Genomic DNA, 24167 nt, shown 5'->3' with positions numbered 1-24167 from the left:
CCCGATCCGCGCGCCGGTACCGTAGGAGCTCCCCCAGAGGGAGGTTCAACTGTCCAGGTCGCACGAGGTGCTCTGGAGCATCGGCGAGCTCGCCGAGCGGGCGGGTGTCACCGTGAAGACCGTCCGTTTCTACTCCGACCGGGGCCTGCTGCCCGAGGCGTCCCGCAGCGGCGGCGGGCATCGCCGGTACGGCCCTGAGGCGCTGGAGCGGCTGCGGCTGATCCGCTCACTGCGCGCTCTTGATCTGCCGCTGCCCGAGGTGCGCCGGGTCCTGGAGGACGAGGGTGCGGCGGGCCGGGTGCTGGAGGACGCCGTCGCGGGCCGTCTGCGCGAACTGGGCAGTGAGCTGAGGGCGTTGCGCTGGCGGGAGGCGGCGCTGCGGCTGGTGGGGGAGTCCACACCAGCGGAGCGGGCCGGCCGGCTGCGGCTGATCGGCGCGGTGAGCAGCCCGCCGAGCACGGCACCGCTGGCCCGCTTCTGGCGCGGCTGGCTGCCGCCGCGGATGCCGGCCCGGGCGACGGCGGCGTTTCTGGAGGTGGCCGTCCCACAGCCGCCGGACGATCCGGACCCGGCGCAGGTGCTCGCCTTCGCCCACCTGCACGCGATGACGACAGGCCCCTGTGCGCCCGGCCGGCAGCCCCAGCCGGACGTGCACCGGGTGGCCGGGGCCCGCGGGGCGGCGGTGCTGTACGCGGGCCTCGCCGAGGCGTACGAGCTCGCGGGGCCGCAACTGCGCCGGGCACGGGATCCGTTCCCCGGTGAGGCGTTGGACGCCTATGTGGCGGTGTACGCGAGCGTGTACGGCGGCCGGGACACCCGGGAGTTCCGCCGCCTGCTGGCCACGCGGCTCGCGGCCGGGCCGCGTCTGGAGCGGTACTGGGAGTTGACGGCCGTGGTGCTCACGCCACCGGGTGGCCGGCCCGAGCCGACCCCGGGCTCCGCGGACGACTGGCTGCGCACGGCACTGGATCAGGACAACGCCGAAGCGGCGTAGACGGCTGCCCGCCCTCTTCCGACGGCTGGCCCCGCGTCGTGCCGACAGAGGCTGTGCGCGCGAGCGCACGCAGCGGCTTCAAGCCCTCTCCGGCAGTTGATCGCCGATTGCTGCGGCTGATCGCCGATTGCTGCGGCGCGCGTGCGCCCGTCATGGTGCGCAGGCCCTGGAGCGCTACACCGAAGGCTCGCCTGGCGCGATTACGGCTGCTCCTGCGTCCGAGAGCGGTTCCAGCGCGCCGTCGACGACGGCGACCTGCCTCCGGAGGCCGATCCGGGTCTACTGGCCGCTCTGGCCTTGCCGGGCCAGTCCGCGTACAGCTCACGGAAATGACAGTCGAGGAACATCAGCCTGGCCATGTTCGGGCGCTGCGCCGGTGTCTGCGGGGCGCTGGGGGCCAAGTGCCCGGCGAACAACGCGTGGCCCAGGCGGTTCCACGCCGGCACGTCGGTGCGCCGGCCCAGCACGAGCGCGGTACGTCCCCCAGTACGTCCAGCAGTTGGCGCGTCGCCGGTGTCACCCGCTCCGGTGCGGGTCGCCGGCCCCGGCTGCGCTGCCTGTTCACCCGGGTCAGGTCGTGCAGGTACCGCCGTTCGGACTCGTTCGGCCGCAGAGCCCCGGCGAGCGCGTCCAGCACCTCCGCGGACGCGCTCGGTGAGTGCCCCTGTTCCAGCCTGGTGCAGTACGAGGCGCTCACGCCCGCCAGCAGCGCCAGTTCCTCGCGCCGAAGACCCGGCACACGCCGGCGTTCACCGTAGATGGGCACCCCGGCGTCCTCCGGGTGCGGTTGCGAGCGCCGGGCCTGTAGGAAGTCCCCGAGCTGCGATTTCCGTTCATGTCTCCGAGTACGGACAGCCTCCGGGCGCGTAGCCTGTCCCGGCTGTGGATAGGCAGCGGCGGAGGTGGCTCGCGGGCCGGGACCGTGGGTGACCGTGGGCGCCCCCGCCCCGGCATCCCGCACGCACCGTGAAGGACACCTTGAGCGTCACCACGACACGACTGAGAACGAGCTCCGCCCGGCGCGGCTCGAAGTCGATGCCGCCGCCCAAGCCGTGTCAGGACGCCCGGCCCATCGACGGCGGGTGACATGAACCGGCTGGGGCTGACGAAGGGCGGTTCGGCGGACAGGGGCGCCTACGACTCATGGCCGGCAGGGCCGTCAGGCCGGCCGGTCCGAGGGTGAGGCCGCACGGTGACGCGTGTGCGGCATGCTCAAGCCTGCCAGGTCAGTACCCGACTCGGAAGGTCGCGTCCTGCCGCTCCGTGGCCGTGGAAATGGGGTCGATGCGCAGGACGTAGTTCGAGTGGCGGATGTAGCGGGTCGGATTGTTGTACGACCGGAAGGACGCCCACCCCGCGTCGGCGAGGCCGGCCGTGCGGTGGAAGGTCGCGTCCGCGGCGAACGTGGACGTGCCGTCGTTCTCGTCGAGTCGGAGCGCGTAGTTGTAGTGGCGCAGGTACCGGGTCGGGTAGTTGACCGACCGGAAGGAGACCCCGGAGCTGTCGGCGAGTCCGGGGGCCAGGGTCCACAGGGAGTCCTTGTACGGCTCGACCGGGTACTCGTCGATACGGGCGGCGTAGTTGGAGTGACGGACGTAACGGGCCGGGAAGTTGTAGGACTTGAGCCGGTTCCAGGCCGGGGCGCCCCACTTCGCCAGCAGATTGTTGTACTCGGTCGTGGTGATCGTCGTGATGCCGCAGTGCTTGGAGTTGACCGGCTGGGTGTAGGTCTTCTGGTCGAGCGCCGTCCAGGTGCCGGAGGCCAGGTTGCTGGACTGCCAGGCGTAGAAGACGCCGTTGGGCGTGTAGGTGTCACCCCACAGCCACCAGGTGCCGGAGGCAAGGGACTTGACCAGCGTCGGGGCTTCGGTGCCGCCGTGTGCCACGCCGCCGCTGAACTCGGTGAAACTGCCGGGGGCCAGGGAGGTGGACCTGGCGCTCACCAGCGTCTGGTTCTTCTTGTAGTAGAGGTAGTTGTAGCCGTTCACGCCCACGGCCATGTCGCCGTCTATGACGTCGTATCCGGGATCGAAGAACACCTGCGGTGCGGAGGCGGTGACGAAGTCGCTGGTGTAGTTGACCATGATCACGTTGTGGCCGCTGTTGTTCACCGAGGAGTAGATGACCGCGTACTGGCCCCGGCCCGCGTCCCAGAACGCCTCGGGCGCCCAGCTGTGGGTGCTCATGTCGTGCAGCTTCAGACGCCGGTAGCCGGTGAGTGTGCGCAGGTCGGCGGAGTCCCAGACGTGGATGTACTGGCTGTTGTAGCTCCAGTCGGTGCCCTTGAGGTCGGTGGCGAGCACCACGAACGTGCCGTCCTGCTTGCGCATGAGGAACGGGTCACGCAGACCCAGCGCTCCGGCGGTGGGGGTCGCCAAGGGGTTGTTCTGGTTGAGCGGGGTCCAGTTCAGTCCGTCGGGGCTGACGGCCAGGTGCAGGCCGTAGTCGGTGCCGTCGCCGAGATTGGTCGACTCGGTGAAGTAGACCATCGCGTACGCCGAGTCGGCGGCGTGGGCGGTGCCCGTGCCGAGCGCCAGGGTGAGGGGGACGGCGGCGGTCATGCCCAGGAGGGCACGACGGGTCAGGAGGGGGCTTTCGCTCATCTTGCGCTCCAAGGTGGCGTGCGGGAACAGCCGAAACGGCCGGGATTTCGAACGCGGTTCGGAAAATCGATCAGAACGTAGGGCTTGGTCATGTGAGCGTCAATCATCCTGACGTTCTTTTGTGATTTCTGTGCCGCTGGGGCACCGCGTACTGGGTGGATCCATGGCTGCCACGCACCGTGCGGCGGGTCCTCGGAGCCGCCGCCCTCGTCGTGGCCCACTGCGGAACGGGCGGCGGACTCCGACGCCGGGACCGGAATCGGGCCCGTCGATGCGGCCGGCGTGATTCGTTGGAGGTTTCGAAACATTCGCTGGCCTGTGTGCCTGGGCGGACGACGCCTGACCAAGAAATGAACGGCTGACAGAGTTGACAAGGCTGGAGGCCTCCCTAGTATCCGTCACGTCGGTGAGCCGAAAGCGGATCGAAATTTCGAACCACTCGCATATGTCATGTACCTGTCATCGGTAAGTGCGCGGTAGTCATCCGGTGTCTTGTGCCGGCATGCCGGCGACCGCGTCACCCGCCAAGCCCTTCGCGAGCGCCGTAGGTGTCCAGCCGGCGGTGCCGCCCCGAAAGGAGCCCATGGTGCCCAGACGATCAGGCAGACGACTGTTCCGTCTCTTCGCGGCCGTCGCGCTGACGGTCACGGCTTCCTTCACGGCCGCAGTCCACTCCACCGCCTCGGCCGCGCCCGGCAGCCCGGCGCTCACCCCGCCGTTGGGGTGGAACAGCTGGAACAGTTTCGGATGCGGGGTCACCGAGGCGCAGGTCCGTCAGGCCGCCGACGCGATGGTGTCCTCGGGCATGCGGGAGGCCGGTTACCGGTATGTCGTGGTCGACGACTGCTGGTTCGACCCGCAGCGCGACGGGGCGGGCAACCTGCGGGCCAATCCGACCAAGTTCCCGAGCGGGATGAAGGCACTCGGGGACTACATCCACAGCAAGGGCCTGAAGTTCGGCATCTATCAGGTGCCGGGCGAACGCACCTGCGCGCAGACCACAGGCGCCTATCCCGGGGCGACGGGCAGCAGGGGGCACGAGACCCAGGACGCCGCCACGTTCGCCTCGTGGGGCGTCGACTACCTCAAGTACGACTGGTGCTCATCGAGCGGTACCCGTGACGAGCAGGTCGCGCGGTTCACGCTGATGCGCGACGCCCTGCGCGCCACCGGGCGGCCGATCGTCTACAGCATCAACCCCAACAGCTTCCACGCCATCACCGGGGCCACGTACAACTGGGGTGAGGTCGCCGACCTGTGGCGGACGACCGAGGACCTGCTCGACATCTGGCAGAACGGCAACACCAACAGCTACCCGATGGGCGTCGGCAACGTCCTGGACGTCACCGCGCCGCTGGCGGCACAGTCAGGTCCGGGGCACTGGAACGACCCCGACATGCTGGTCGTCGGCCGCCCCGGCCTGTCACTGACCGAGTCCCGCTCGCACTTCGCGCTGTGGGCGCTGCTGAGCGCACCGCTCATGGCCGGCAACGACCTCCGCACCATGTCCGCCGACGTGAGCGCGATCCTGCGCAATCCCCGTCTGCTGGCGGTGAACCAGGATTCGCTGGGCGCGGGTGGGCGCAGGGTGCGTGACGACGGTGACATCGAGGTGTTCGCCAAGCCGCTGTCCGACGGCTCGGTCGCGGTGGGCCTGTTCAACCGGGGAGGCGGCACGGCGACGGTCACGACGACGGCCGCGCAAGTCGGGCTGTCCGGCGGGCCGTTCACCCTCACCGACCTGTGGACCGGCGGTACGGCGAGTACGTCCGGACCGATCTCGGCGAGCGTCCCCGCGCACGGCGTGGCCGCGTTCCGGGTCAGTGGGGGCAGCCCGCTGGCCGCCACCACCTCGCGCCTGCGCGGCACCGCTGCCGGCCGCTGCGTGGACGTGGACAACGCGTCGACCGCGGCCGGCGCCACGGTACTGATCTGGGACTGCCACACGGCCGCCAACCAGCTGTGGACCACGTGGGCCGGTGGCGAGATCCGGGTCTTCGGCGACAAGTGCCTCGACGCCTACAACCAGGGCACCGCCAACGGCACCCGGATCATCACCTGGCCGTGCAACGGTCAGAACAACCAGAAGTGGACTGTCGGCGCCGACGGGTCGATCCGCAACGTCCACTCCGGGCTGTGCCTCGACGCCGACCGGGCCGGTACCACCAACGGAACCCCGCTGGTCCTGTGGACCTGCAACGGGCAGGCCGGCCAGAAGTGGACCCGCGTGTGAGGGCCGCCACGCCCCCCGCGGTCATGGTGAGCGCGGCTCGACCGCCCGCCATCGGCACGAGGCTCACCGGGCAGCCGCCTTGGAGGTGGGCCTCATGCCGGCGGTCGCCGTCGTCGAACAGGCTCAACGCGACTGCCGCGGACGGGGTCGGAGATCGCCGTCACCCTGACCGTCCGGGGGAGCACGGCTGCCCCGAAGGCGGAGTGAAGGGGCCGCGCGGACGCCGGTGCCTGGGTTGCCCGGGAAGCGGGCAACCCAGGGCAGGGGCCGATCGGCCGGGCTTCCTCGACAGCCGTACCGGTGACTGAGTCTCCGGACTGCGTGACCTGTGTGCCGTGCCGTTCCCGGGCGTCAGGGCCGGGCCGCCGAGCCGGTGGGGGGAGGAGGGACGGGCCGGCCGGACCTCGTCGCCACGTCGCGGAGCGTCCTGTGTCCCTGCCGGCAGGGGGAGGCAGAGCGAGGGGAGGGGGAGGCAGCCTGGTCAGCCGTCGAGGGGTTCGTAGTCGAACCAGTCGAAGTGGACGGTGCCTGCCGTGGCGTACATGCCGATGACCCGGCCCGTGAAGCCGCCGGCGACCTCGGTCGACAGGTAGCGGCCGTCGAGGGTCGCGAGCTCGGTGAACGTGCCGTCGGGCTGCTCCACGCCGAGGGAGACGACGTCGGGCCCGGTGCACGGTCCGTGCGGAGACGGCGGTTCCGTGGTCGTCACGGCGAGGACGACCGGCCCGGCGGGCACGGACTGTTCGGCCACGACCGTGCGCAGGGAGCCGACGCGCGCGACCACCCGCAACCGCGTGCCGGACACCTCGACCGCGTAGTGGTGCCGCTCGTCGAGCCGTACGGCGAGCCCACCGCTTCCCTCCGCGGCATCGACCAGAGTGCGCGCCCGGCACGACAGATGCTGCTGGCGCCGGCCGGTGAACACCACGTCGGGCTCGTCCAGTGAGCCGCCCCGCGCGCGGAGCGTCAGCCACCCAGGGCGCTCCTTGGTGGTGCACCGGTCGGCGGGCCGGTCGCGTACGGAGATCCAGGACGGTCGCAGTTCCGCGAGCTCGAAGTCGTCCAGATGCTCCTCGACGGGGCCGGGGAAGAGGGGCCACGGGAGCTCGGGCAGGTCCAGGGCGACCTCACCGACGACCGGCCAGCCGTCCACCCAGGTCACGGGGGCCAGAAAGGTCTCCCGGCCGAGCACGTGCCAGCCCGGCGTGCCACCGCCCGGTCGGACGCCGAGCAGCACCATCCACCAGGAGCCGTCGGGGCCTTGGACCAGGTCCGCGTGGCCGGTGTTCTGGACGGGGTGGTCGGTGCCGCGGTGGGTGAGGACCGGGTTGGCCGGGCACGGCTCGAACGGGCCTGCGGGTGTACGGCCGCGGGCGATCGAGACACCGTGGCCGCGCTCGGTGCCGCCCTCGGCGATGAGCAGGTACCAGTAGTCGCCGATCCGGTACAGGTGCGGCGCCTCCGGGGCCTTGGCGCCGGGCCCGCCGGACCAGAGCCTGTGCGGTGTTCCGTACGTCTGGCCGGTGGACGGGTCGATACGGACCTGCGAGACCCCGGCGACCGTGCACCAGCAGGTGCCGTCCTCGTCCCAGACCAGGTCGGGATCGATGCCGGGGACACCCGGTGCCCAGATGGGGTCCGACCACGGTCCGGCGGGGTCGGTGGCCGTGACGATCAGGTTGCCGCCGCCCTCGCTGCAGTTGGTGACGATCAGCCAGAATCGGCCGTCGTGGTGGCGCAGGGTGGGGGCGTAGATCCCGCCGGAGGACGGCATGGAGGCGGGCAGACGCAGTTGCTCCGGCCGGTCCAGGGCGTTGCCGATCTGCTTCCAGTGCACCAGGTCACGGCTGTGGAAGAGAGGTACTCCGGGGAAGTACTCGAAGCTGGAGCAGGCCAGGTAGTAGTCCTCGCCGACGCGGCAGACGCTGGGGTCGGGATGGAAGCCGGGGATCACGGGGTTGGCGAAGCGTCCGTCCGGCTGGAGCAGAGGGGGCACCCGAGAGGTCCTTTCGTCGGTTCGTGATGCGGGCGTGGGTGGCTCAGAGAGCGCCGGGGGCCGTGCGGGTGATGGGAACGGGACGGCGGACGGCGTGGTGGGCGGGGGTGGCTCAGCTCGGCCGTCTCGGGCTTCCAGGCGGAAACGGCCCGGTTGGTGTGCCGGGTGACGGGTTGGACAACACCGGTCCGGTCGTGGTCGTCGAAGCGCTTCAATTCCAGGCGCAAGTTAACGGCTCAAGCGTGCTTGAAGCAAGGGTCCTGACCGCGGCAGCGGGCTCCCGCGGCTGGCTTATTGACAACGGTCAGTCCCGACCCGCTGTTGAAGCGCTTCGACATTCGGCTTTTGCCCCGCCGGATCCGGATCCGGATCCGGATCCGGATCCGGAGCGGGAGCCGGATCCGGGGCTGACAGCCTGTCCGGCTCGTGAGGACGGACGAGCCGACCGGGCGACGTGCGGTGCGTCGGTCAGGGCGCGGATTGGTGATCCGGGAGAGACGCCTTACCCGCGCCGCGCGATCAGTGCCGCCACCCCGTCGAGCACGACCCCGAGTCCGAACTCGAAGTCCGCGTCCTGCTCGTCCGCCTGGTCCAGGGCGTCGGATGTGAGGACGCGGGTGACGGCTGGGTGGCGCTCCGGGTCGGTGAGGGCGGCGAGGGTGCGCCGGTAGCGGCGCAGGACCTCGTCGGGGGCGTACCCGCTCGCCGTGTACGCGGCATCCAGGTCGGACATCAGCGTCGCCTCGTTGCGCACATAGCCGCTGACCAGCATGATCACGCCGAGTTTCGTGCCCTCGTCGAGCCCGGTGCCGTCGAGGGCCGCGAGACCGTACTCCATCCATGCCACCGACTTCGGGCTCGCGGGCGGCCCGGAGACAGGGACCCGCAGGAGCCACAGGTTCTCGTGGAAGAACGCGCGCTGCGCCCGTGCCCACCGGGTCAGCCCCGCGCGCCACCCGGCTCCGTCGGGCAGCGGTTCGGGGGGCGCGGGCGTGACCGCCTCCTGCATGAGGATGTACAGCTCGTCCTTGGCGCCGACGTACCGGTAGAGGGACATCGGCGAGACGGCGAGCTCCTTGGCGACCCGCCCCATCGACACGGCCCCGATGCCCTCGGCGGCCGCGACGCCCACCGCAGCGGCCACGATGCGGTCCAGGCTGAGCCCCGGCTTCGGCCCCTTCGAGGGGCGCGCCCTGAACCCCCAGGCCGTCGCGAGGCTCGCGGGCAGGCCGGTGTCCTCGTCCGCCGCCATCCGCGTCGCCTCCCTCTGTGCGTCCGGGACTGTTCCCCGGGTCTCCAGGCTTGACGCACATCCTAGTTCTGCGTAACCCTTACACAATAATGCGTAAGGGTTACGCAGTAAGTAGTCGTGGAGAGGCGAGGCCATGCCCGACGCACCCGCCATCGAGGCCACCGGCCTCCGCAAGACCTACGGAAAGGTCGAGGTCCTGCGCGGTCTCGACCTGGCCGTGGCGCGCGGCACCGTGTACGCCCTGCTCGGCCCGAACGGCGCGGGCAAGACCACCACCGTGCGCATCCTGGCCACGCTCACCGAGGCCGACGCGGGCACCGCCAGGGTCGCCGGGCACGACCTGCGCACCGAGCGGGCCCGGGCCCGTCGCGCGATCAGCCTCACCGGCCAGTTCGCGGCGGTGGACGAGATGCAGACCGGTGCGGAGAACCTCCGGATGACGGCCCGGCTCGCCCGCGCCCACGGCGGCGCCCGCGTCTCCCGTGCCGCCGCACGCACCCGGGCCACTGAACTCCTGGACCGCTTCGACCTCGCCGATGCCGCCGACCGCCTGGTCAAGACGTACTCGGGAGGCATGCGGCGGCGCCTCGACCTGGCGGCGTCCCTGGTGGGCCGACCCGAAGTGATCTTCCTGGACGAGCCGACGACGGGCCTCGACCCGCGCGGCCGCCAGGAGCTGTGGAGCGTGGTGCGCGAGCTGTCGGCGCGGGGCACGACGGTCTTCCTGACCACCCAGTACCTGGAGGAGGCCGACCGGTTGGCGGACCGGGTCGCCGTGCTTCACGGCGGCGAGCTGGTCGCCGAAGGCACCTCCGAGGAGCTGAAGCGGCGCGTCGCGGGCCACCGCCTCGATGTCGTCCTGACCGACCCGGCCGCCTGTCTGCGCCTGGCGCCACAGGCGGTGTACAGCGAGCCCGAGACCCGCACCCTGGGCTTCCTCACCGACGGCGGTGCGCCCCAGGTGCGGGCGCTGCTCGACGCGTTGGACCCCGACGGCACGGTCATCGAACGGTTCTCACTGAACACCACCACCCTCGACGACGTCTTCCTCACCCTCACGAAGTCCGCACAGCCCGCACGGCAGGAGCCCAGCCATGTCTGACGCACTCATCATGGCCGGCCGCTCCGTCCGGCTCAGCCGCCGCAACGTCGACGCCCTGATCACGGCCATGGCGCTCCCGGTCATGCTGCTCCTGATCTTCGTGTACTTCTTCGGCGGAGCCATCAACACCGGTATGGAGTACGTCACTTACGTCGTCCCCGGCGTCCTGCTGCTGTGCGCGGGTTTCGGCTCGGCCAGCACCGCCGTGGCCGTCACCGAGGACCTCAAGGGCGGCATCATCGACCGCTTCCGGTCCCTCGACGTCGGCGGCACCGCCATCCTGGCGGGCCACGTCCTCGCCTCCACGGCCCGGAACCTGATCGCCACCGCCCTGGTCCTCGCACTCGCCTTCGCGATCGGCTTCCGGCCTTCTGCCGGTCCGGGCGGCTGGCTCGCCGCGGTCGGCCTCCTGGTCGCCTACATCGCGGCGCTCTCCTGGCTGTCCGCCGCGGTGGGGTTGCTCGTCAAGTCCCCCGAGGCAGCCGGGGGTTTCACCTTCTTCGTGAGCTTCCTGCCCTACCCGAGCAGCGCCTTCGTGCCGACCGACACCATGCCGTCGTGGCTCCAGGGCTTCGCCGCCCACCAGCCCGTCACCCATGTCATCGAGGCGGTACGCGGACTGCTGCTCGGGCAGCCGGTGGGCTCGACCGGGTGGGTGGCGCTCGCCTGGTGCACGGGCATCCTCGCCGCCTCGGCGGCCGTTTCGGGACCGCTGTTCAAGCGGCGTACGGCTTGAGGTGCGTCGTCGGCACGCCGACCCGCCGACACTGCCGTGGGGACGACAGGACAAGCCGCCGCACCCGTCCGACCCTCTGGCCCCTGCCCCGGTACCGGAACTGCGCCCGAGCGCCCCGATCAGTAGCCGTAGATCATCTTGTAGGCGACCTCGGGGAGGAACTGTCCGGCCGAGGAGCCGGTTCCGACGCCGCAGTTGCCGTCGGACTCGCCCGGAACCTTGATCCACAGGAGCATCTCGGCGCCTCCGCCCAGCCGGGTGGGGGTGCCGATGCGGCGGCCTGAGGGGTTGCACCACTGGCCGTTGGAACCGTTGCCGTTGCGGCTGGTGTCCACGACGAACGGCTTGGTGTAGCCGTAGCGGGCCTTGAGTTCACCGTTGACGGCGTTGCCGTACGCGGTGTTCTCGGCCGTGGTCAGGTAGTTGGAGACGTTGAGCGAGAAGCCGTGGGCCTGTCCGAGGCCGGCTTCGTGGAGACGCCGGGCCATGGTCGCCGCGCTCGCCCAGGCCGGGTTGCCGGCGTCGAGATAGACCCAGGTGTGGGGAGCCTGGCGGTTGAACTCGGCGAGCGCGCCGGTGAGCATGGCCTCGCGTTCGTCGATCTGGGCCTGGGTCATACAGCCGTAGTCCCCGAGGGAGTCCGGTTCGAGGACGACGATGGCCGGGCGGGCCGCGATACCGCCCGCGAACTGTGCGATCCAGCTCCTGTAGGCGGACGGCGAGGAGGCTCCGCCCGCGGAATGCCCGCCGCAGTAGTCGCGGTGGTAGATGTTGTAGGCGACGAGGATGGGCAGCTTGTCCTGGGCGTCCGCGGCGCCCACGTACGCGCCGGTGGCGGTGCCGATGGTGCCGCTCCAGGAGCCGAACCAGCGGGCCGTCGGGGTGTTGGCGATGGAGGCGTTGATCGCGGGCGCCCGGCCGTCACCGGGGTTGGCGGCGGCCCACCGCTTCGCGCTGGAGTCGGGGTCGACGTAGAACCCGTTGGTCATGGTCGTCGGGTCGGCCGCGTGGGCGGACGGTGCGGCGGCGAGCGCCAGCGGCAGCGAGGAGAGGGCTGCCACCAGGGCGAGCAGTCTGCGGTGCATGACGGTACCTCGGTTTCTGACAGGGGTGCGTCCGATGGTCGGCGGTGAGCATGGGGGAGCGCTCCCTCCGGAAGCGCTCCCCGCGGCACTGTCGCTCAGCAGGTCGAGTTGGTCTGGGTGAGGAGGCCGAGTCGCCACGGGAGGAGGTTGTAGTCGCCGCCCGCGTTGGGGTTCATGCCCTGGTAGAGGTACTGGAGCCGGCAGGCGGGGATGGTGAGTGTCTGGTCGTAGCCGGCGCGGATCATCTCGCCGTGGCTGATGTCCCTGGTCCAGGCCCCTGAGGGGAAGGTGACGTTGGTCGACTTGGCGAAGGGGTTGCTCTCGGATGCGGCCAGTTGCGTCCAGGAGCCGGCGAGGTTGTTCGTCGTCCAGGAGCGGAAGTAGCGTCGGCCGTCCGATCCGATGGCCTCGACGAGGAGCAGATACTGGTTGGAGCCCTGCACCTTGTACACGTTGCTTGCTTCGAAGAGGGCGTACTTGGAGTCCTGGGCCGCGATGACGGTGTTGGTGAAGCCGTTCGGGAACTGTCCGACGGTCGTCCGGGAGCGGTACAGGTGCCCGTTGTCGTCGGAGGAGAACAGGTAGCAGTTGGCGCTGTCGCAGATCACCCACATGTCGACCCAGTGACCGTTGCCGATGTTCTGCTTGATGATGTCGGGCATCGACGCGTAGAAGTTGCGCGGCGCGCTCCACCCGTTCGGATCGCTGATGTCGGGATTGGTGGAGTAGGAGGCGTTGCCCGTCTGGTACACGAGGTACCACAGGCGTTGCGGCGCGTGGTAGAAGACCTGCGGCGCGGCCCGGTACCCCTTCCCGATGGCGCTGCGGTCCAGGTAGTGGTGCGTGGCCGAGCCCGCCTGCGACCAGTCACTGAAGTTCAGGTACACCAGGTTGTATCCGGAGGAGCTCGCGGTGCTGGCGAACACGTGGTACTTGCCGTTGTACTGGACGACCGTCGGATCTTTGATCCCGGCAATGTTGTGCGTGGGGTCCGACTTCGGTGAGATCAGCGGTCCGCTGGAGCTCCAGCGGAAGGAGGAGGGCAGCGCGGCGGCGGACCGGGGTGAGGGGGCGTCGTCCCGCCGCGTCGCGACCGCACCGCCCATCGAGGTGAGCGTTGCCTGGTAGGCCGGTTTCTTGTTGCCGTTGCGGTCGAACAGGAGCGGGTTCTCCCCGCTGCGCCAGGAGTCGCTGTCGCGGATCCCCCAGACGGTGATGCCGGTACAGCGGGCCACGTTCATACAGGCCCGGACGGTGTTCGCGTACGCGGTCGGCGGTGCCTGCGCGATGTCCAGTTCGGTGATCTGTACGTCCACGCCGAGGGCGGCGAAGCTCGACAGCGTCGTCTGGAAGCTGGCGGGCGGGCCGCCGGCGCCGAAGTGGGCCTGGAGGCCCACGCAGTCGATGGGCACGCCGCGCGCCTTGAAGTCGCGCACCAGGCGGTAGACGCCCTGGGTCTTCGCGGCGTTCCAGTCCTCGATGTTGTAGTCGTTGTAGCAGAGCTTGGCCGCCGGGTCGGCCGTCCGGGCCGTGCGGAACGCCTGCTCGATGAACCCGTTGCCCAGCACGTCCCGGAAGACCGAGCTGCGCAGCTGGCCGCTGCCGCCGTCGGCGAAGGCCTCGTTGACCACGTCCCAGGAGTGGATCCGGCCCTTGTAGCGGTTCGCCACCGTGGTGATGTGGTTGTTCATCACGCCGCGCAGGGTGTTCGCGTCCCTGATGGAGCTGACCCAGCCGGGCAGTTGGGAGTGCCACACCAGTGTGTGGCCGCGTACGCGCTGGCCGCGGGCCGCCGCACGGTTCACGATCTGGTCGGCGGCACCGAAGGTGAACTGTCCGCGGGACCGCTCGGTCGCGTCCCACTTCATCTCGTTCTCGGCCGTCACCGAGTTGAACTCGCGGTCCAGGATGCCGGTGTACGTGCCGTCGCCGAGCCTTCCGGCGGCCACGGCGGTCCCGAAGTAGGGGCCGGACTGGGCTGCTTGGGCCCCGAGTGTGGAGGCGCGGACGTCGTCCGGGGCGTCGGACGCGGCGGTCGCGGCCTCTGGTGTCACCAGGGCGGCCATGGCCAGCACGGACAGCGCCGAGGCTCGGCGACGGCCGAGCCGTTTCAGCGGGTTCATGGTTCTCCTCGTACCGTTGGCGGGGGGTTGCGTCGGTGCGGTCGGGTGGGATGGAGGGCTGGGCTGGTGCGGTCGGTGGGGCCGGGTCAGGGCGTGGACAGCTCGAACCGCTGGACGCGGACCGCGCCGCCCAGTGCCTGGGTGGCGTGGTTGAAGAGGGCGAACCGGTAACCCATGAAGAACCGCCAGTCGTTGCCCATGGAGAAGGACGGGCCGAGGCGGGTGAAGTGGGTGCCGTCGGTGCTGAAGGAGAAGTTTCCGGGGCGTGCCGCGCCGGGGCGGATGTCCGCGGTCGCGCGCAGCCGGACGCGGCTGCCGGTCACGGCCGTGCCGGCGACCTCGGTGCCGGTGCCGGTGGTGTTCCAATTGCTGTCCATGGTCAGCCCGTTGACCATCACCACCCGCGTCACGCCGCTGTCGCGCCTGACACCGATCCAGGCCGAGGAGTCACGCAGCAGCGCGAGTCCGGCCCGGTCACCGTCGCGCATCGCCGAGAAGTCGAGGTCGACCGTGGCCGTGGAGGTGGGGCCCTGGATACGGTGGGTGAGCGTGTTGCGGGCCCAGTACAGGTCGTTGGTGACGGTCGCGGTCCGCAGAGTCAGGCCGTTGTTCACTGACCACTTGGTGTTGTCCGGATTGTGGTTCCACTCCCACTTCGGCTTCAGGGCCGTGCCGTCGAACGTGTCGACGCCGACCATGGGGGTGACCTGGCGGGGTGGAGTGGGCACGGCCGGGCTGGGATACGAGGTGCCCCAGGCGCCGTTGACGAGTTGCACGACGGGCCAGCCGTCCGAGGTCCAGGTGATCGGCGCCAGTGCGGGCACCCGGCCGCCGGGGTACGCGTCCACGAAGGCGAGGTAGTACCAGGCGCCGCTCTGCGTCCGCACCAGCCCGCCCTGGTGCGGGACGCCGCCGCCGGGGATCGGGCCGCGCAGATCGAGGAGGACCTGACGCATCGTGTACGGACCGAAGGGGCCGCTGGACGACTTCAGGATGTACTGCCCGTTCGCGGGGCGGGTCAGGAAGATGTAGTACTGCCCGTTGATCTTGTAGAAGCGCGCGCCCTCGAGGGTGCCGACACTCGGCGGTGTGGTGAACACCTGCTGTGCGCGGACCTGGGTGCGGCCGTCGCGGGAGAGCTGGGCCACGCTGATGGTGGTGTTGCCGTACGCCACGTACAGGGTGTCGTCGCTGTCGACGAGCAGCCCGGCGTCGTAGTACGGCGTGCTGATCGTGGTGAGTCGGCTCCACGGTCCCTCGACCGCGGTGGCGGTGTAGACGTACGTCCTGGCGAAGTCGATCTGGCCGAGCCAGTAGAAGGTCTGGTTGCCCGGGCGGTATGCCAGCGAGGACGCCCAGATGCCCCGGACGTAGCCACGGCCGCCGTTCAGGTCGTACTTGGCGCCGAAGTCGAGGGTCGGCACCGCGTGTCCGGCGATCTCCCAGTTCACCAGGTCGTACGAGCGCAGGACGGGCGCGCCGGGCGAGTAGTGCATCGTGGAGGCCGAGGCGTAGTAGGTGTTGCCGACGCGGATCACGTCGATGTCCGCGAAGTCCTGCCAGACGACCGGGTTGGTGTACTCCGCCGCGGCCGCGACGGCCGGCCCTTGCGTGCGGCCGGCGGCCGCGGCACCGTGCGGCGCTCCGAGCAGGGGAAGGACGGATCCCGTCACCAGACCGGTGGCCGCGGCCAGCGCTCGACGGCGGTCCCACTCATGATGCGGGCATGACATATCCATAGGGCGTTCTCCTTGCGCGGCCGGGTCGTTGGAGGTGGCGCGTGGAGTCACCGTCAGTCACAGGACTGAGCGGCAGGTGCCGTTCGGCATGTCGAACGTCGATCGGCACACCGAGCACTCTGGATGATAGGAGGCCGGTACGCCGCGTCAATACCCCTCGCATGATTCGGTTCTCACGTCGAAATGTTTCGCTCGATCGGTGTCCGGAAGCCGGTCGGCGTCGATCGCCTCTCGGCGCCTCGCACCTGGCCCGCGCGCGCTCGGAGTCGGCGAATCTCCATGTGTTGACATGTTCGGCTGTCTCTCTATAGTCCGGGGTGATGGTGTGACGGGCTGCGCTTCGATCGTGGGACCGGCCGAATCTTGCGGTCGGCCACGCGCAGACCTGCTCGTGTACGCCGGTTCTGTGAACGCCGCAGCGCGGTCGGAGGCATCGAGGCCATGGAGCGGCGCCGGACGCCACCCGGGCGCCCGGCGCCGGTCACGTCACGCCCGGTGCGGCGGTCCCGTTGAGGCTGGACCCGCCCGACGCGGCGAGGGCACCGCCCGGGAACAGGCACTGGTGACGGGCTGCCCGGAGGGCGGGGGAGGGGGCGGCCGTCGAGGTGGGCCGGAACCGGTGTCGGCGACGTGACGTCCGGGGTGAAGCCGCCCTGCCGTCAGACCGAGCGAGGGCGTCCGTCCATCAGGAGCTGACGTCGCCGGCCTGCCGGCGCAGCGGAGTCGTCCACCTGACCGGCTTTCCCGACGGCCCGCACGTGCACACCGGCTTCTGTCACGGCGACGCCGTGACCGGCCTGATGGGCGCCTACGCCGTCCTCGCCGCCCTCCACCGCCGCGACCACGACCCCGGGTTCGACGGCGAGTGGATCGACCTCGCTCTCTGCGAGTCCCTGTTCCGACTGGTCGAGTACGCCGCCTCACCCACCTTGCCGAAGCCGGGGGCGTCCGCCGCGGCGTTTCAGCCCGTTCCTGTGCGGTCCCCCCGTGACGCCGACAAGAACAACCCCTCCCTGGTCACGCGCTGGACGGAACCTGTCCGCTCTGACCGGCTCGCTCGGAGCGCTCCGCGGCCCGTCGGCGCAGCGCTCCGGGCCCGCCGGAGCCGCCGACGCCTCGCCCACCGGACCTTGCCGCTCGCGACCTGGCGTGACGATCCGTTGAGCGGGTCCCCGCACGCTGATTCGATCTCAGTCGTTGAGATTTCACCTACCGGGGAGCAAGTCATGTAAGGCTTGCCTTATATGCTGACTCGGCCCCTTCCGCCCGTCCGGCGCTGGGGCGCGCCACCGTCACTCCCGTACGACAGGAACCACCATGCGCAGGACCTACCGCGGCCTCTTCGCGGCGCTCGCTCTCCCCCCGTTGCTGGCCGGCTGTTTCGTGTCGGCGGAGGACGGCTCGGAGACGGACGCCGAGGGCGGGTCGGGCGGGCGGCTGAAGGTCGCGCTCGCGGTGCCGCCGGCGCAGGCCCTGTCGCCGTACAGCAACGACGCCACCGTGCTGAGCAAACTGTCCGTCGCCGAGGGCCTGACGGCGCTGGACGAGGGCGGGACCGCCGCGCCCGCACTGGCGAAGTCGTGGACCCGGAAGAACGCCACCACCTGGACCTTCGAACTGCGAAAGGCCGTGTTCCAGGACGGCACCGACGTCACCGCCGAGTCGGTCGTGAACGCCCTCGGCCACGCCGACTCCGCCGAGACCAAGCCCCGTGTCCTCAGCGACGTGACCCTCGCCGTGCGGGCGGACGACACCGACACCGTCACCATCACCACCAAGACCGCCGACCCGGTGCTCCCGCTGCGGCTGGCCAGCCCCGCCCTCGGCATCCTCTCCCCGAAGGCGTACGGCAAGGACGGCACCGTCAGCCCGGTGGGCACCGGGACGGGCCCCTTCGAGATCACCGAGCTCACCGGGAAGACCAAGGCCGCACTCGACCGCTTCGACGGCTACTGGGGCGGCAGGGCCAAGGCGTCCGGCATCGACGTGACCTGGATAGCCGACGGCACCGCCCGCGCCAACGCCCTGCGCGGCGGCGACGTCGACATCGCCGAGTGGATACCCACCGCCCAGGCGAAGCTGCTGGACGAGGACACCCGCCACGAGGTGCCCTCCGTGCGGACCGACAGCCTGATCCTCAACACCCGAAGCGGAGTCTTCACCGACGCGGCGCTGCGCGCGTCCGTCCGCGAGGCCGTGGACGGCTCCGCCCTGGTCGACTCCGTCTTCGGCGGGTACGCCGACCCCGCCGAGGGCCTGTTCGGGCCCGCCGTCCCCTGGGCCGCCGACAAGAGGGTCGAGGTGACCGGGCGCGCCACGGCCGCGACGGCCGCGCGGGTGAAGGCGAACACCAAGGGCAGGACCGTGCGCCTGGCCACCTACACCAACCGCGCCGAACTCCCCGAGGCCGCGAGCGTCCTCCAGCAGCAGCTGGAGAAGGCCGGGTTCACCGTGAAGCAGGACGTGCGCGAGTACACGCAGATGGAGGCCGACCTCCTCGCCGGCGAGTACGACGCTCTCGTCTTCTCCCGCGTCACCCTCCTCGACACCGGCGACGCCGTCGCCTACCTCGCCAGCGACTACACGAGCGACGGCGTCTACAACATCGCCGGGCTGAAGGACGCCGGGGTCGACCAGGCCATCAAGTCCGCCGCCGGACAAGGCGATACGGCGCGGCGGCAGCAGGAGATCATGTCCGCCGAGGCGGAGATCCTGCGCACCGACGCCGTCGTGCCGCTGGTCCACGAGAAGGTCGTCCAGGGCATCGCCGGCAAGGTCGAGGGTGTGCTCCTCGACCCCCGCGAGCGCTCCCTGATCGACGTCGACACCCACCTGAAGTAGCGGCTGATGAGCGTCACGTCGGCCGACGCCCGCCCGGTCCGGTGGCGCGCGGGCGTCGGCCGCCTCGCCGCCGCGGGCGCCCTGCTGACGGCCGTGGCCCTGCTGCCCTGGCTGTCCGGCACCGATCCCGCGCTGACGGTGCTGCGGGCCCGCTCCGCCGACCAGGATCCGACCCCCGCGCAACTGGCCGCCGTTCGCGAGCAACTGGGCCTGGACGAGGGCCCGTTCAGTCATCTCGCGGACTGGCTGGGCGGACTGCCGCGCGGCGACGCGGGCAGCTCCTGGGTGTCGGGCGAGGCGGTCCTGCCCGAGGTGACCGCCGCCTTCGCGGTCTCCGTCACGATGATGCTCGGCGCCCTCGTGGTCACGATCGCGGTCGCCGCACTGGTCAGCGCCCGCACCCTGTACCTCGGGTCCCGGCGGCGACTGCACCGGAAGAGGGCGGCCACCGGGGCCGCCGTCCTCGCCGCACTGCCCAAGTTCCTCCTCGCCTCCCTGCTCGCCACCGTGTGCGGCGTGTGGCTGGGCTGGTTCCCGTCCCAGGGCTGGGAGGGGCCGCAGTGGATGGTGCTGCCCGCGCTCGCCCTCGGTGTGCCCTCCGGGGCGATGATCGGCTCACTGCTCGACCAGTCGCTGCCCGCCGCCTTCAACGAGCCCTGGGCACGGACCTGGCACGCCTACGGGTTCGCGCCCGGCCACCTCGCCCGGCACGCGCTGCGCCGCACGCTGGCCGGTGTGCTCCCGCAACTCCTGCCGACCGTCGTGGCCCTGGTCGGCGGTGCCGTCGCGGTGGAGAAGATCTTCAACATCCCAGGGCTCGGCCGGCTCGCCCTGGACGCCGCCGTGGCCCAGGACCTCCCGCCCCTGCAGACCGCGACACTCGTCCTCGTCCTGCTCGGCATCGGCACCGGCCTGCTCATCCGGGCCCTGCGCCGCGCCCTCCTCGGCCCGGCGCTGCGGGACGGCGCCCTGCCGACCCTGCACGCACCGGACCTGCCACGAGGCCGCTCCACCCGCTGGATCGCCGGATCCTGTGCCGTCACCCTGCTCGTCCTGGTCGGGGCCGGACTGCTGCGCGATCCCCTGCACGTCGACACGGCCGCTCGACTGCTCACACCCTCGGCCGTGCACCCGTTGGGCACCGACGCGCTCGGCCGTGACCTGCTCGCCCGTCTCGGCCACGGAGCGCTGCGCACCGTGGGCACGGCCCTCGCGGTGACGGCGGTCTGCACCGTCACCGGGCTGCTGCTCGGCCTGGCGGCACAGGTCGGCGCGGGCCTGACGGAAGTGGTGTCGACGCTGCCGGCGGTCCTCGCCGGACTGCTGACGACCGCGGTGACCGGCCCCTCGGCCTGGGGTGCCGCGTGCGCGGTCTGCCTGGTCGGCTGGACCCCCTACGCCGCCCAGTCCGCGGCCCTGCTCGAACAGGAACGGGCCAGCGGCCACAGGCTCGCGTCCCTCTCCTTCGGCGCCGGTCCCGCGTATCTCCTCCGCAGACACCTGCTGCCCGCCGTCCTGCCCGCGGTACTGCGCAACGCCCTTCTGCGCCTGCCCACCACCGTCCTCGTCCTCGCCTCCCTGGGCTTCCTCGGCCTGGGCGAACAGCCGCCCACCGCGGAGTGGGGTCGCCTTCTGTCGGAGAACCAGCCGTACGTGGAACTGGCGCCCTGGACCGTCCTGGGGCCGGCATGCGCCCTCATCCTGCTCGCCGTCCTCGCCGTGACCACCACGGCCTCGGGACGGGGCCGGACCTCCGCGGACGCCCGATCCACCGTCGCGGCGTGAGCAGCACACGAGTGCCTCACCGGCGACGCGAATCCGGGGCTTCTGACGGATCCATCCGTCAGCCGGCCGAGCTCCGCGGCCGAGAAGGCCACGCAGGTCCCGCGGGTGCTGGAGCGGTCGCCGTTCGCTGAGGGCCGGTCGGATCGCCGGGCCGCTGCCGCGGTGCGGGTGAGGCTCCGGTCATCGGTACGCCGACGCCGCGAAGCAGGTGGGTGAAGCCTGCGGCGCAGTCACCTCGCGGGGGCATAGATGAGGATCTCCGCCGTATCCGGCCGGGTCGGCGGCATCGACGCGCTGGAGGCCAGAGTGATCAACGAACGAGCCGGACAGGCGGGCTCGCACACCGTCAGTGTCCCGGTCCTCATTGTGGGCGGCTCCCTGGTCGGCCTGGCGACCTCGTTGTTCCTGGGACGGCTGGGAGTACCGCACGTGGTGGTGGAGCGCCACGCGGGCACCTCCATCCACCCGCGAGGCCGCGGCAACAACGTCCGCACCATGGAACTGTTCCGGGTGGCGGGCGTCGAGAAGGCGATCCAGGAGGCGGCCGCCACTCTGGCTGTCAACCACGGCATCCTCCAGGCGCCCACCCTGGTCGGCGACGCGGGGGAGTGGCTGTTCCGGGACATCGACCCGGGCGGCGGACTGGCCCGCTTCAGCCCCAGCGCCTGGTGCCTGTGCAGCCAGAACGACCTCGAACCGGTCCTGCTCGACCACGCCCGCAGGCACGGAGGCGACCTGCGGTTCTCCACCGAGCTGATGTCGTTCGACAGCGACCCCACCGGTGTCACCGCGATGGTCAAGAGCCGCGAGACGGGTGAGCACACGACCATCCGCGCCGACTATCTCGTTGCCGCGGACGGCCCGCGCAGTCCCGTGCGTGAGCGACTCGGTATCGATCAGAGCGGGCCCGGCGACCTGTTCCACAACGTCAGCCTCACCTTCCGCTCCCGCCGTCTCGCCGAGGTCGTGGGTGACCGTCACTTCATCGTCTGCTACCTGACCAGCCCGGAGGCCGACGGCGCCCTGCTGCCGGTGGACAACCGCGAGAACTGGGTCTTCCACGCCCCCTGGCACCCCGAACGGGGTCAGAGTCTGGAGGAGTTCACCGACGAGCGGTGCGTCGAGCACATCCGCCGGGCGGTCGGGGTCGCCGACCTCGACGTGGAGATCACCGGCAGGGCGCCCTGGCACGCCGCTCAGCGGGTCGCCCGCAGCTACCGGTCGGGACGAGTCTTCCTGGCAGGCGACGCCGCTCACGAGATGTCCCCCACCGGGGCCTTCGGTTCCAACACCGGCATCCAGGACGCGCACAACCTCGCCTGGAAGCTGGCCGCGGTGCTCGGAGGATGGGCGGGAGAAGGGTTGTTGGACACCTACGACGCCGAGCGCCGCCCCGTGGCCGAGGCCACCAGCGCGCGGGCGGCGGCCAGGTCGGCCGAGCACAGCCACCCCGGATTCGCAGCGCCGCCCGGAGCGGGCGGCGGTGGTCCCCAGCGGGGCATTCTCAACGTGGCCCTCGGCTACCGCTACCCGCAAGGCGCCGTGGTCGGCGCCGATCCCGCGGTGCCGGTGGTGCCGGAGAGCCTCGACCTGACCGGCGGCCCCGGCAGCAGGGCACCTCACCTGTGGGTACGCCGCGGGGACGAACGGATCTCGACGCTCGACCTCTACGAGCGGTCCCTCGTGCTGCTCAGCGACGCCACTGAGCCGAACGAGTGGCACGGGGCCGCCACCCGCCTGGCCGACAAGCTGGGCCTTCCGCTCACCTCGTACCGGGTGGGCACCGGAGCCCAGGCCGACCTGGTGCCGCAGGACGCCGACTGGGCGGAGCGCCACGGCACGGGACCTGGGGGCGCCGTGCTCGTCCGGCCCGACGGGTTCGTCCTGTGGCGGTCGCCGGGGCCGGAAGTGGATGCCGAGAGCGTGCTGCTCCACGTCCTGAGGAGCGGGCTGGCGGTCGCCTGAATCCTCGCGGGCTTCGACCGTGTGCACGTGCCGTGCGGTGTCGAGCGGCCGGCGGCCGTGGACCGATTGTGCCCCGGCCGGGTCGAGCCGACCGGTGAGGTGTCGTTGCCCGGCCGTGGTGGTGGGGACCAGCGGACGCGCTCCGCGTCATCCTGCCACCGCGGCGTCCCACGCGCCGTTCGGAGGACGAAAGGCCGGGTCTCCCGCCCTGGCGCGCGCGGGGCGACACCACTGGGTCACAGACACGGCGCGTCACCCGTGCGGGGGGACCGGCACCGGCGGGCCGAAGACTGCGCGGATGGCCCGGTTGCCTTGGCCGATCTCGTGCGGCCGGCACCCGCCCGGTCACTCCCGTACGTCGTCCAAGTCGCGCGACGCGCGCGGATGAGCACAAGATCGAATGCCGTCGTATCACCGCGGCCGACGTTCGATGTCCCCCCTACGAAGGAGTCGTGCGCAGGATGACCACCACCTCCGAACGTGTTGCAGGTTCGCGGGCGCGACAGGCCTCGCCTCATGTCTCCCAGTCCGTGTTCGACGGTTCCCGGCTGCGCGTCGTCCTCCTGGTCGACGTCCACGACGGCGCCCAGCAGGAGTTCCTCGAGGCCTACGAGCAGCTGTGCAACCAGGTCGCGTCCGTCCCCGGGCACGTGAGCGACCAGCTGTGCCAGTCGATCGAGAATCCCTCCCAGTGGCTCATCACCAGCGAGTGGGAGAGCGCTCCGCCGTTCCTCGCCTGGGTCAACAGCGAGGAGCACGTGCGGATGGTGGAGCCGCTGCACAACTGCGTGCGCGACACCCGGTCGCTGCGCTTCCACGTCGTCCGCGAGACCGGCGGCCCGGCGGCCGGCGCGGACCAGGCGGGGCGCCGGCTCCAGACGGCGCCCCGGATCGGTGACGGTGTGATCCGGCACGCGCTCACGTTCACCGTCAAGCCGGGCAGCGAGGAGATCGTCGCCGGGATCCTCGCCGACTACGCCTCGCCCGAGCCGCGGGTCGACGACAGCACCCGGCTGTGCCGCACCTCGCTGTTCATGCACGGCAACCGGGTGGTGCGGGCCGTCGAGGTGCGGGGCGACCTGCTGGCCGCGCTGCGACACGTCGCCCGGCAGCCCGAGGTCCGTGCTGTCGAGGAGGCCATCAATCCCTACCTGGAGCAGGACCGGGACCTCAACGACCCGGAGTCCGCCCGGGTCTTCTTCACCAGGGCCGCGCTGCCGGCCGTCCACCATGTGACGGCGCAGCGGAACGACCCGCGGGCCGAGCGGTACGCCCTGTGCTTCCCGGCCCGGCCGGGTAGCGGCATGAAACTGGCCGAACTCCTGGCCCGTCAGGACGAGGCGGCGGCGGACGACCCGCGCAACCCGGTCCTGCGCAGCACGCTCTTCCAGCGCGACGACGTCGTCGTACGGCTGATCGACGTGCGCGGCGGACTCGAGGCCGCCGACCCCGCAGTGGTTCTCGGTCTGTCCGACTCAAGGCAGTTGGCCGACCTGACGACCCTCCTGGACGACGTCGTGGACACGTCCGTGCCGAACGACGCAAGTCTCGCGCGCCTCCTCGAACTGGCGCGCATGGATCTCGTCACCGACCGTCGGTCTCCCGACGCCTGAATCGTCATTTCCGTGGGAGCGGCGGTGCCTGCCTCTCCCACGTCGGTGCAGCACATCATCGGAGGAACACGTGATCACATCTCGTCCCAGAATCGTGAGC

Annotated in this window: 17 protein-coding genes; 9 read left to right on the top strand and 8 right to left on the bottom strand. The window is 71.1% G+C overall.

Annotated elements, in window-relative coordinates:
• Positions 1-49 precede the first annotated feature (49 nt).
• The gene (locus QQS16_RS03095; protein ID WP_286066206.1) at positions 50-994 is read left to right on the top strand and encodes a helix-turn-helix domain-containing protein; all 945 of its coding nucleotides are present in this window, start codon (positions 50-52) and stop codon (positions 992-994) included.
• 200 nt (positions 995-1194) lie between these two features.
• Here QQS16_RS03095 and QQS16_RS43860 read toward each other — a convergent pair whose 3' ends face one another.
• The 3 genes from QQS16_RS43860 to QQS16_RS03085 all read right to left on the bottom strand — a co-directional run bounded on the left by QQS16_RS43860 (position 1195) and on the right by QQS16_RS03085 (position 3597).
• On the bottom strand, positions 1195-1440 hold the full coding sequence (locus QQS16_RS43860) for an MmyB family transcriptional regulator (protein ID WP_502963754.1): 246 nt from the start codon (positions 1438-1440) through the stop codon (positions 1195-1197).
• Positions 1341-1760: a helix-turn-helix domain-containing protein gene (locus QQS16_RS03090; protein WP_502963753.1), complete on the bottom strand. Its 420-nt coding sequence runs from the start codon at positions 1758-1760 to the stop codon at positions 1341-1343. Before QQS16_RS03090 ends, QQS16_RS43860 begins: the two co-directional genes overlap by 100 nt.
• Positions 1761-2220: 460 nt before the next feature.
• Entirely contained in the window at positions 2221-3597 is a 1377-nt protein-coding gene (locus QQS16_RS03085) for a glycoside hydrolase family 43 protein (RefSeq protein ID WP_286060061.1), read from the bottom strand.
• Between the two features lie 583 nt (positions 3598-4180).
• On the opposite strand from QQS16_RS03085, the gene QQS16_RS03080 reads away from it, so the two are divergent.
• Positions 4181-5830, top strand: coding sequence for a glycoside hydrolase family 27 protein (locus QQS16_RS03080; RefSeq protein ID WP_286060060.1), 1650 nt, complete (start codon positions 4181-4183; stop codon positions 5828-5830).
• 481 nt (positions 5831-6311) lie between these two features.
• On the opposite strand, the gene QQS16_RS03075 is transcribed toward QQS16_RS03080, so the two are convergent.
• Both QQS16_RS03075 and QQS16_RS03070 read right to left on the bottom strand, forming a co-directional pair.
• Positions 6312-7826 (bottom strand): glycoside hydrolase family 43 protein, encoded by a 1515-nt coding sequence (locus QQS16_RS03075; RefSeq protein ID WP_286060059.1) that lies wholly within the window; start codon positions 7824-7826, stop codon positions 6312-6314.
• 502 nt (positions 7827-8328) lie between these two features.
• Positions 8329-9078: a TetR/AcrR family transcriptional regulator gene (locus QQS16_RS03070; protein ID WP_286060058.1), complete on the bottom strand. Its 750-nt coding sequence runs from the start codon at positions 9076-9078 to the stop codon at positions 8329-8331.
• Between the two features lie 133 nt (positions 9079-9211).
• Between QQS16_RS03070 and QQS16_RS03065 the strand changes: the two genes are divergently transcribed.
• Positions 9212-10180, top strand: a complete 969-nt coding sequence (locus tag QQS16_RS03065) for an ABC transporter ATP-binding protein (RefSeq protein ID WP_286060057.1) — start codon at positions 9212-9214, stop codon at positions 10178-10180.
• The gene (locus QQS16_RS03060; protein WP_286060056.1) at positions 10173-10916 is read left to right on the top strand and encodes an ABC transporter permease; all 744 of its coding nucleotides are present in this window, start codon (positions 10173-10175) and stop codon (positions 10914-10916) included. The genes QQS16_RS03065 and QQS16_RS03060 overlap by 8 nt, the downstream gene beginning before the upstream one ends.
• 119 nt (positions 10917-11035) lie before the next feature.
• Here QQS16_RS03060 and QQS16_RS03055 read toward each other — a convergent pair whose 3' ends face one another.
• From QQS16_RS03055 to QQS16_RS03045, 3 genes are all read right to left on the bottom strand, one after another.
• The gene (locus QQS16_RS03055; RefSeq protein ID WP_286060055.1) at positions 11036-12001 is read right to left on the bottom strand and encodes a glycoside hydrolase family 6 protein; all 966 of its coding nucleotides are present in this window, start codon (positions 11999-12001) and stop codon (positions 11036-11038) included.
• A gap of 95 nt (positions 12002-12096) precedes the next feature.
• Positions 12097-14124, bottom strand: coding sequence for a glycoside hydrolase (locus tag QQS16_RS03050; RefSeq protein WP_286060054.1), 2028 nt, complete (start codon positions 14122-14124; stop codon positions 12097-12099).
• Between the two features lie 86 nt (positions 14125-14210).
• Entirely contained in the window at positions 14211-15857 is a 1647-nt protein-coding gene (locus QQS16_RS03045) for a glycoside hydrolase family 43 protein (protein WP_502963884.1), read from the bottom strand.
• Between the two features lie 611 nt (positions 15858-16468).
• Between QQS16_RS03045 and QQS16_RS03040 the strand changes: the two genes are divergently transcribed.
• The 5 genes from QQS16_RS03040 to QQS16_RS03020 all read left to right on the top strand — a co-directional run bounded on the left by QQS16_RS03040 (position 16469) and on the right by QQS16_RS03020 (position 24067).
• Positions 16469-17095, top strand: coding sequence for a CoA transferase (locus tag QQS16_RS03040; protein WP_286060052.1), 627 nt, complete (start codon positions 16469-16471; stop codon positions 17093-17095).
• A gap of 85 nt (positions 17096-17180) precedes the next feature.
• Positions 17181-18704 carry an ABC transporter substrate-binding protein gene (locus QQS16_RS03035; RefSeq protein WP_286060051.1) on the top strand — a complete coding sequence of 508 codons (1524 nt, stop codon included), beginning with the start codon at positions 17181-17183 and terminating at the stop codon, positions 18702-18704.
• A gap of 6 nt (positions 18705-18710) precedes the next feature.
• Complete coding sequence (locus QQS16_RS03030) at positions 18711-20489, top strand: ABC transporter permease subunit (RefSeq protein ID WP_286060050.1); 1779 nt, start codon at positions 18711-18713, stop codon at positions 20487-20489.
• Positions 20490-20738: 249 nt separating this feature from the next.
• Positions 20739-22454 carry an FAD-dependent oxidoreductase gene (locus tag QQS16_RS03025; protein ID WP_286060049.1) on the top strand — a complete coding sequence of 572 codons (1716 nt, stop codon included), beginning with the start codon at positions 20739-20741 and terminating at the stop codon, positions 22452-22454.
• 461 nt (positions 22455-22915) lie between these two features.
• Entirely contained in the window at positions 22916-24067 is a 1152-nt protein-coding gene (locus QQS16_RS03020) for a SchA/CurD-like domain-containing protein (RefSeq protein WP_286060048.1), read from the top strand.
• Positions 24068-24167: the final 100 nt, after the last annotated feature.

This window comes from Streptomyces sp. ALI-76-A, assembly GCF_030287445.1.
Classification (GTDB): Bacteria; Actinomycetota; Actinomycetes; order Streptomycetales; family Streptomycetaceae; genus Streptomyces.
Note: the sequence above shows the minus strand (reverse complement) of the source record. Positions and strands in the feature narration are given on the sequence as shown.

Bases quoted from the DNA above. Each gene is read 5' to 3' on its own strand.
- QQS16_RS03085 (WP_286060061.1), bottom strand. From the start codon at position 3,597: ATGAGCGAAAGCCCCCTCCTGACCCGTCGTGCCCTCCTGGGCATGACC.
- QQS16_RS03080 (WP_286060060.1), top strand. From the start codon at position 4,181: ATGGTGCCCAGACGATCAGGCAGACGACTGTTCCGTCTCTTCGCGGCC.
- QQS16_RS03070 (WP_286060058.1), bottom strand. From the start codon at position 9,078: ATGGCGGCGGACGAGGACACCGGCCTGCCCGCGAGCCTCGCGACGGCC.
- QQS16_RS03065 (WP_286060057.1), top strand. From the start codon at position 9,212: ATGCCCGACGCACCCGCCATCGAGGCCACCGGCCTCCGCAAGACCTAC.
- QQS16_RS03060 (WP_286060056.1), top strand. From the start codon at position 10,173: ATGTCTGACGCACTCATCATGGCCGGCCGCTCCGTCCGGCTCAGCCGC.
- QQS16_RS03055 (WP_286060055.1), bottom strand. From the start codon at position 12,001: ATGCACCGCAGACTGCTCGCCCTGGTGGCAGCCCTCTCCTCGCTGCCG.
- QQS16_RS03050 (WP_286060054.1), bottom strand. From the start codon at position 14,124: ATGAACCCGCTGAAACGGCTCGGCCGTCGCCGAGCCTCGGCGCTGTCC.
- QQS16_RS03045 (WP_502963884.1), bottom strand. From the start codon at position 15,857: ATGTCATGCCCGCATCATGAGTGGGACCGCCGTCGAGCGCTGGCCGCG.
- QQS16_RS03035 (WP_286060051.1), top strand. From the start codon at position 17,181: ATGCGCAGGACCTACCGCGGCCTCTTCGCGGCGCTCGCTCTCCCCCCG.
- QQS16_RS03030 (WP_286060050.1), top strand. From the start codon at position 18,711: ATGAGCGTCACGTCGGCCGACGCCCGCCCGGTCCGGTGGCGCGCGGGC.
- QQS16_RS03025 (WP_286060049.1), top strand. From the start codon at position 20,739: ATGAGGATCTCCGCCGTATCCGGCCGGGTCGGCGGCATCGACGCGCTG.
- QQS16_RS03020 (WP_286060048.1), top strand. From the start codon at position 22,916: ATGACCACCACCTCCGAACGTGTTGCAGGTTCGCGGGCGCGACAGGCC.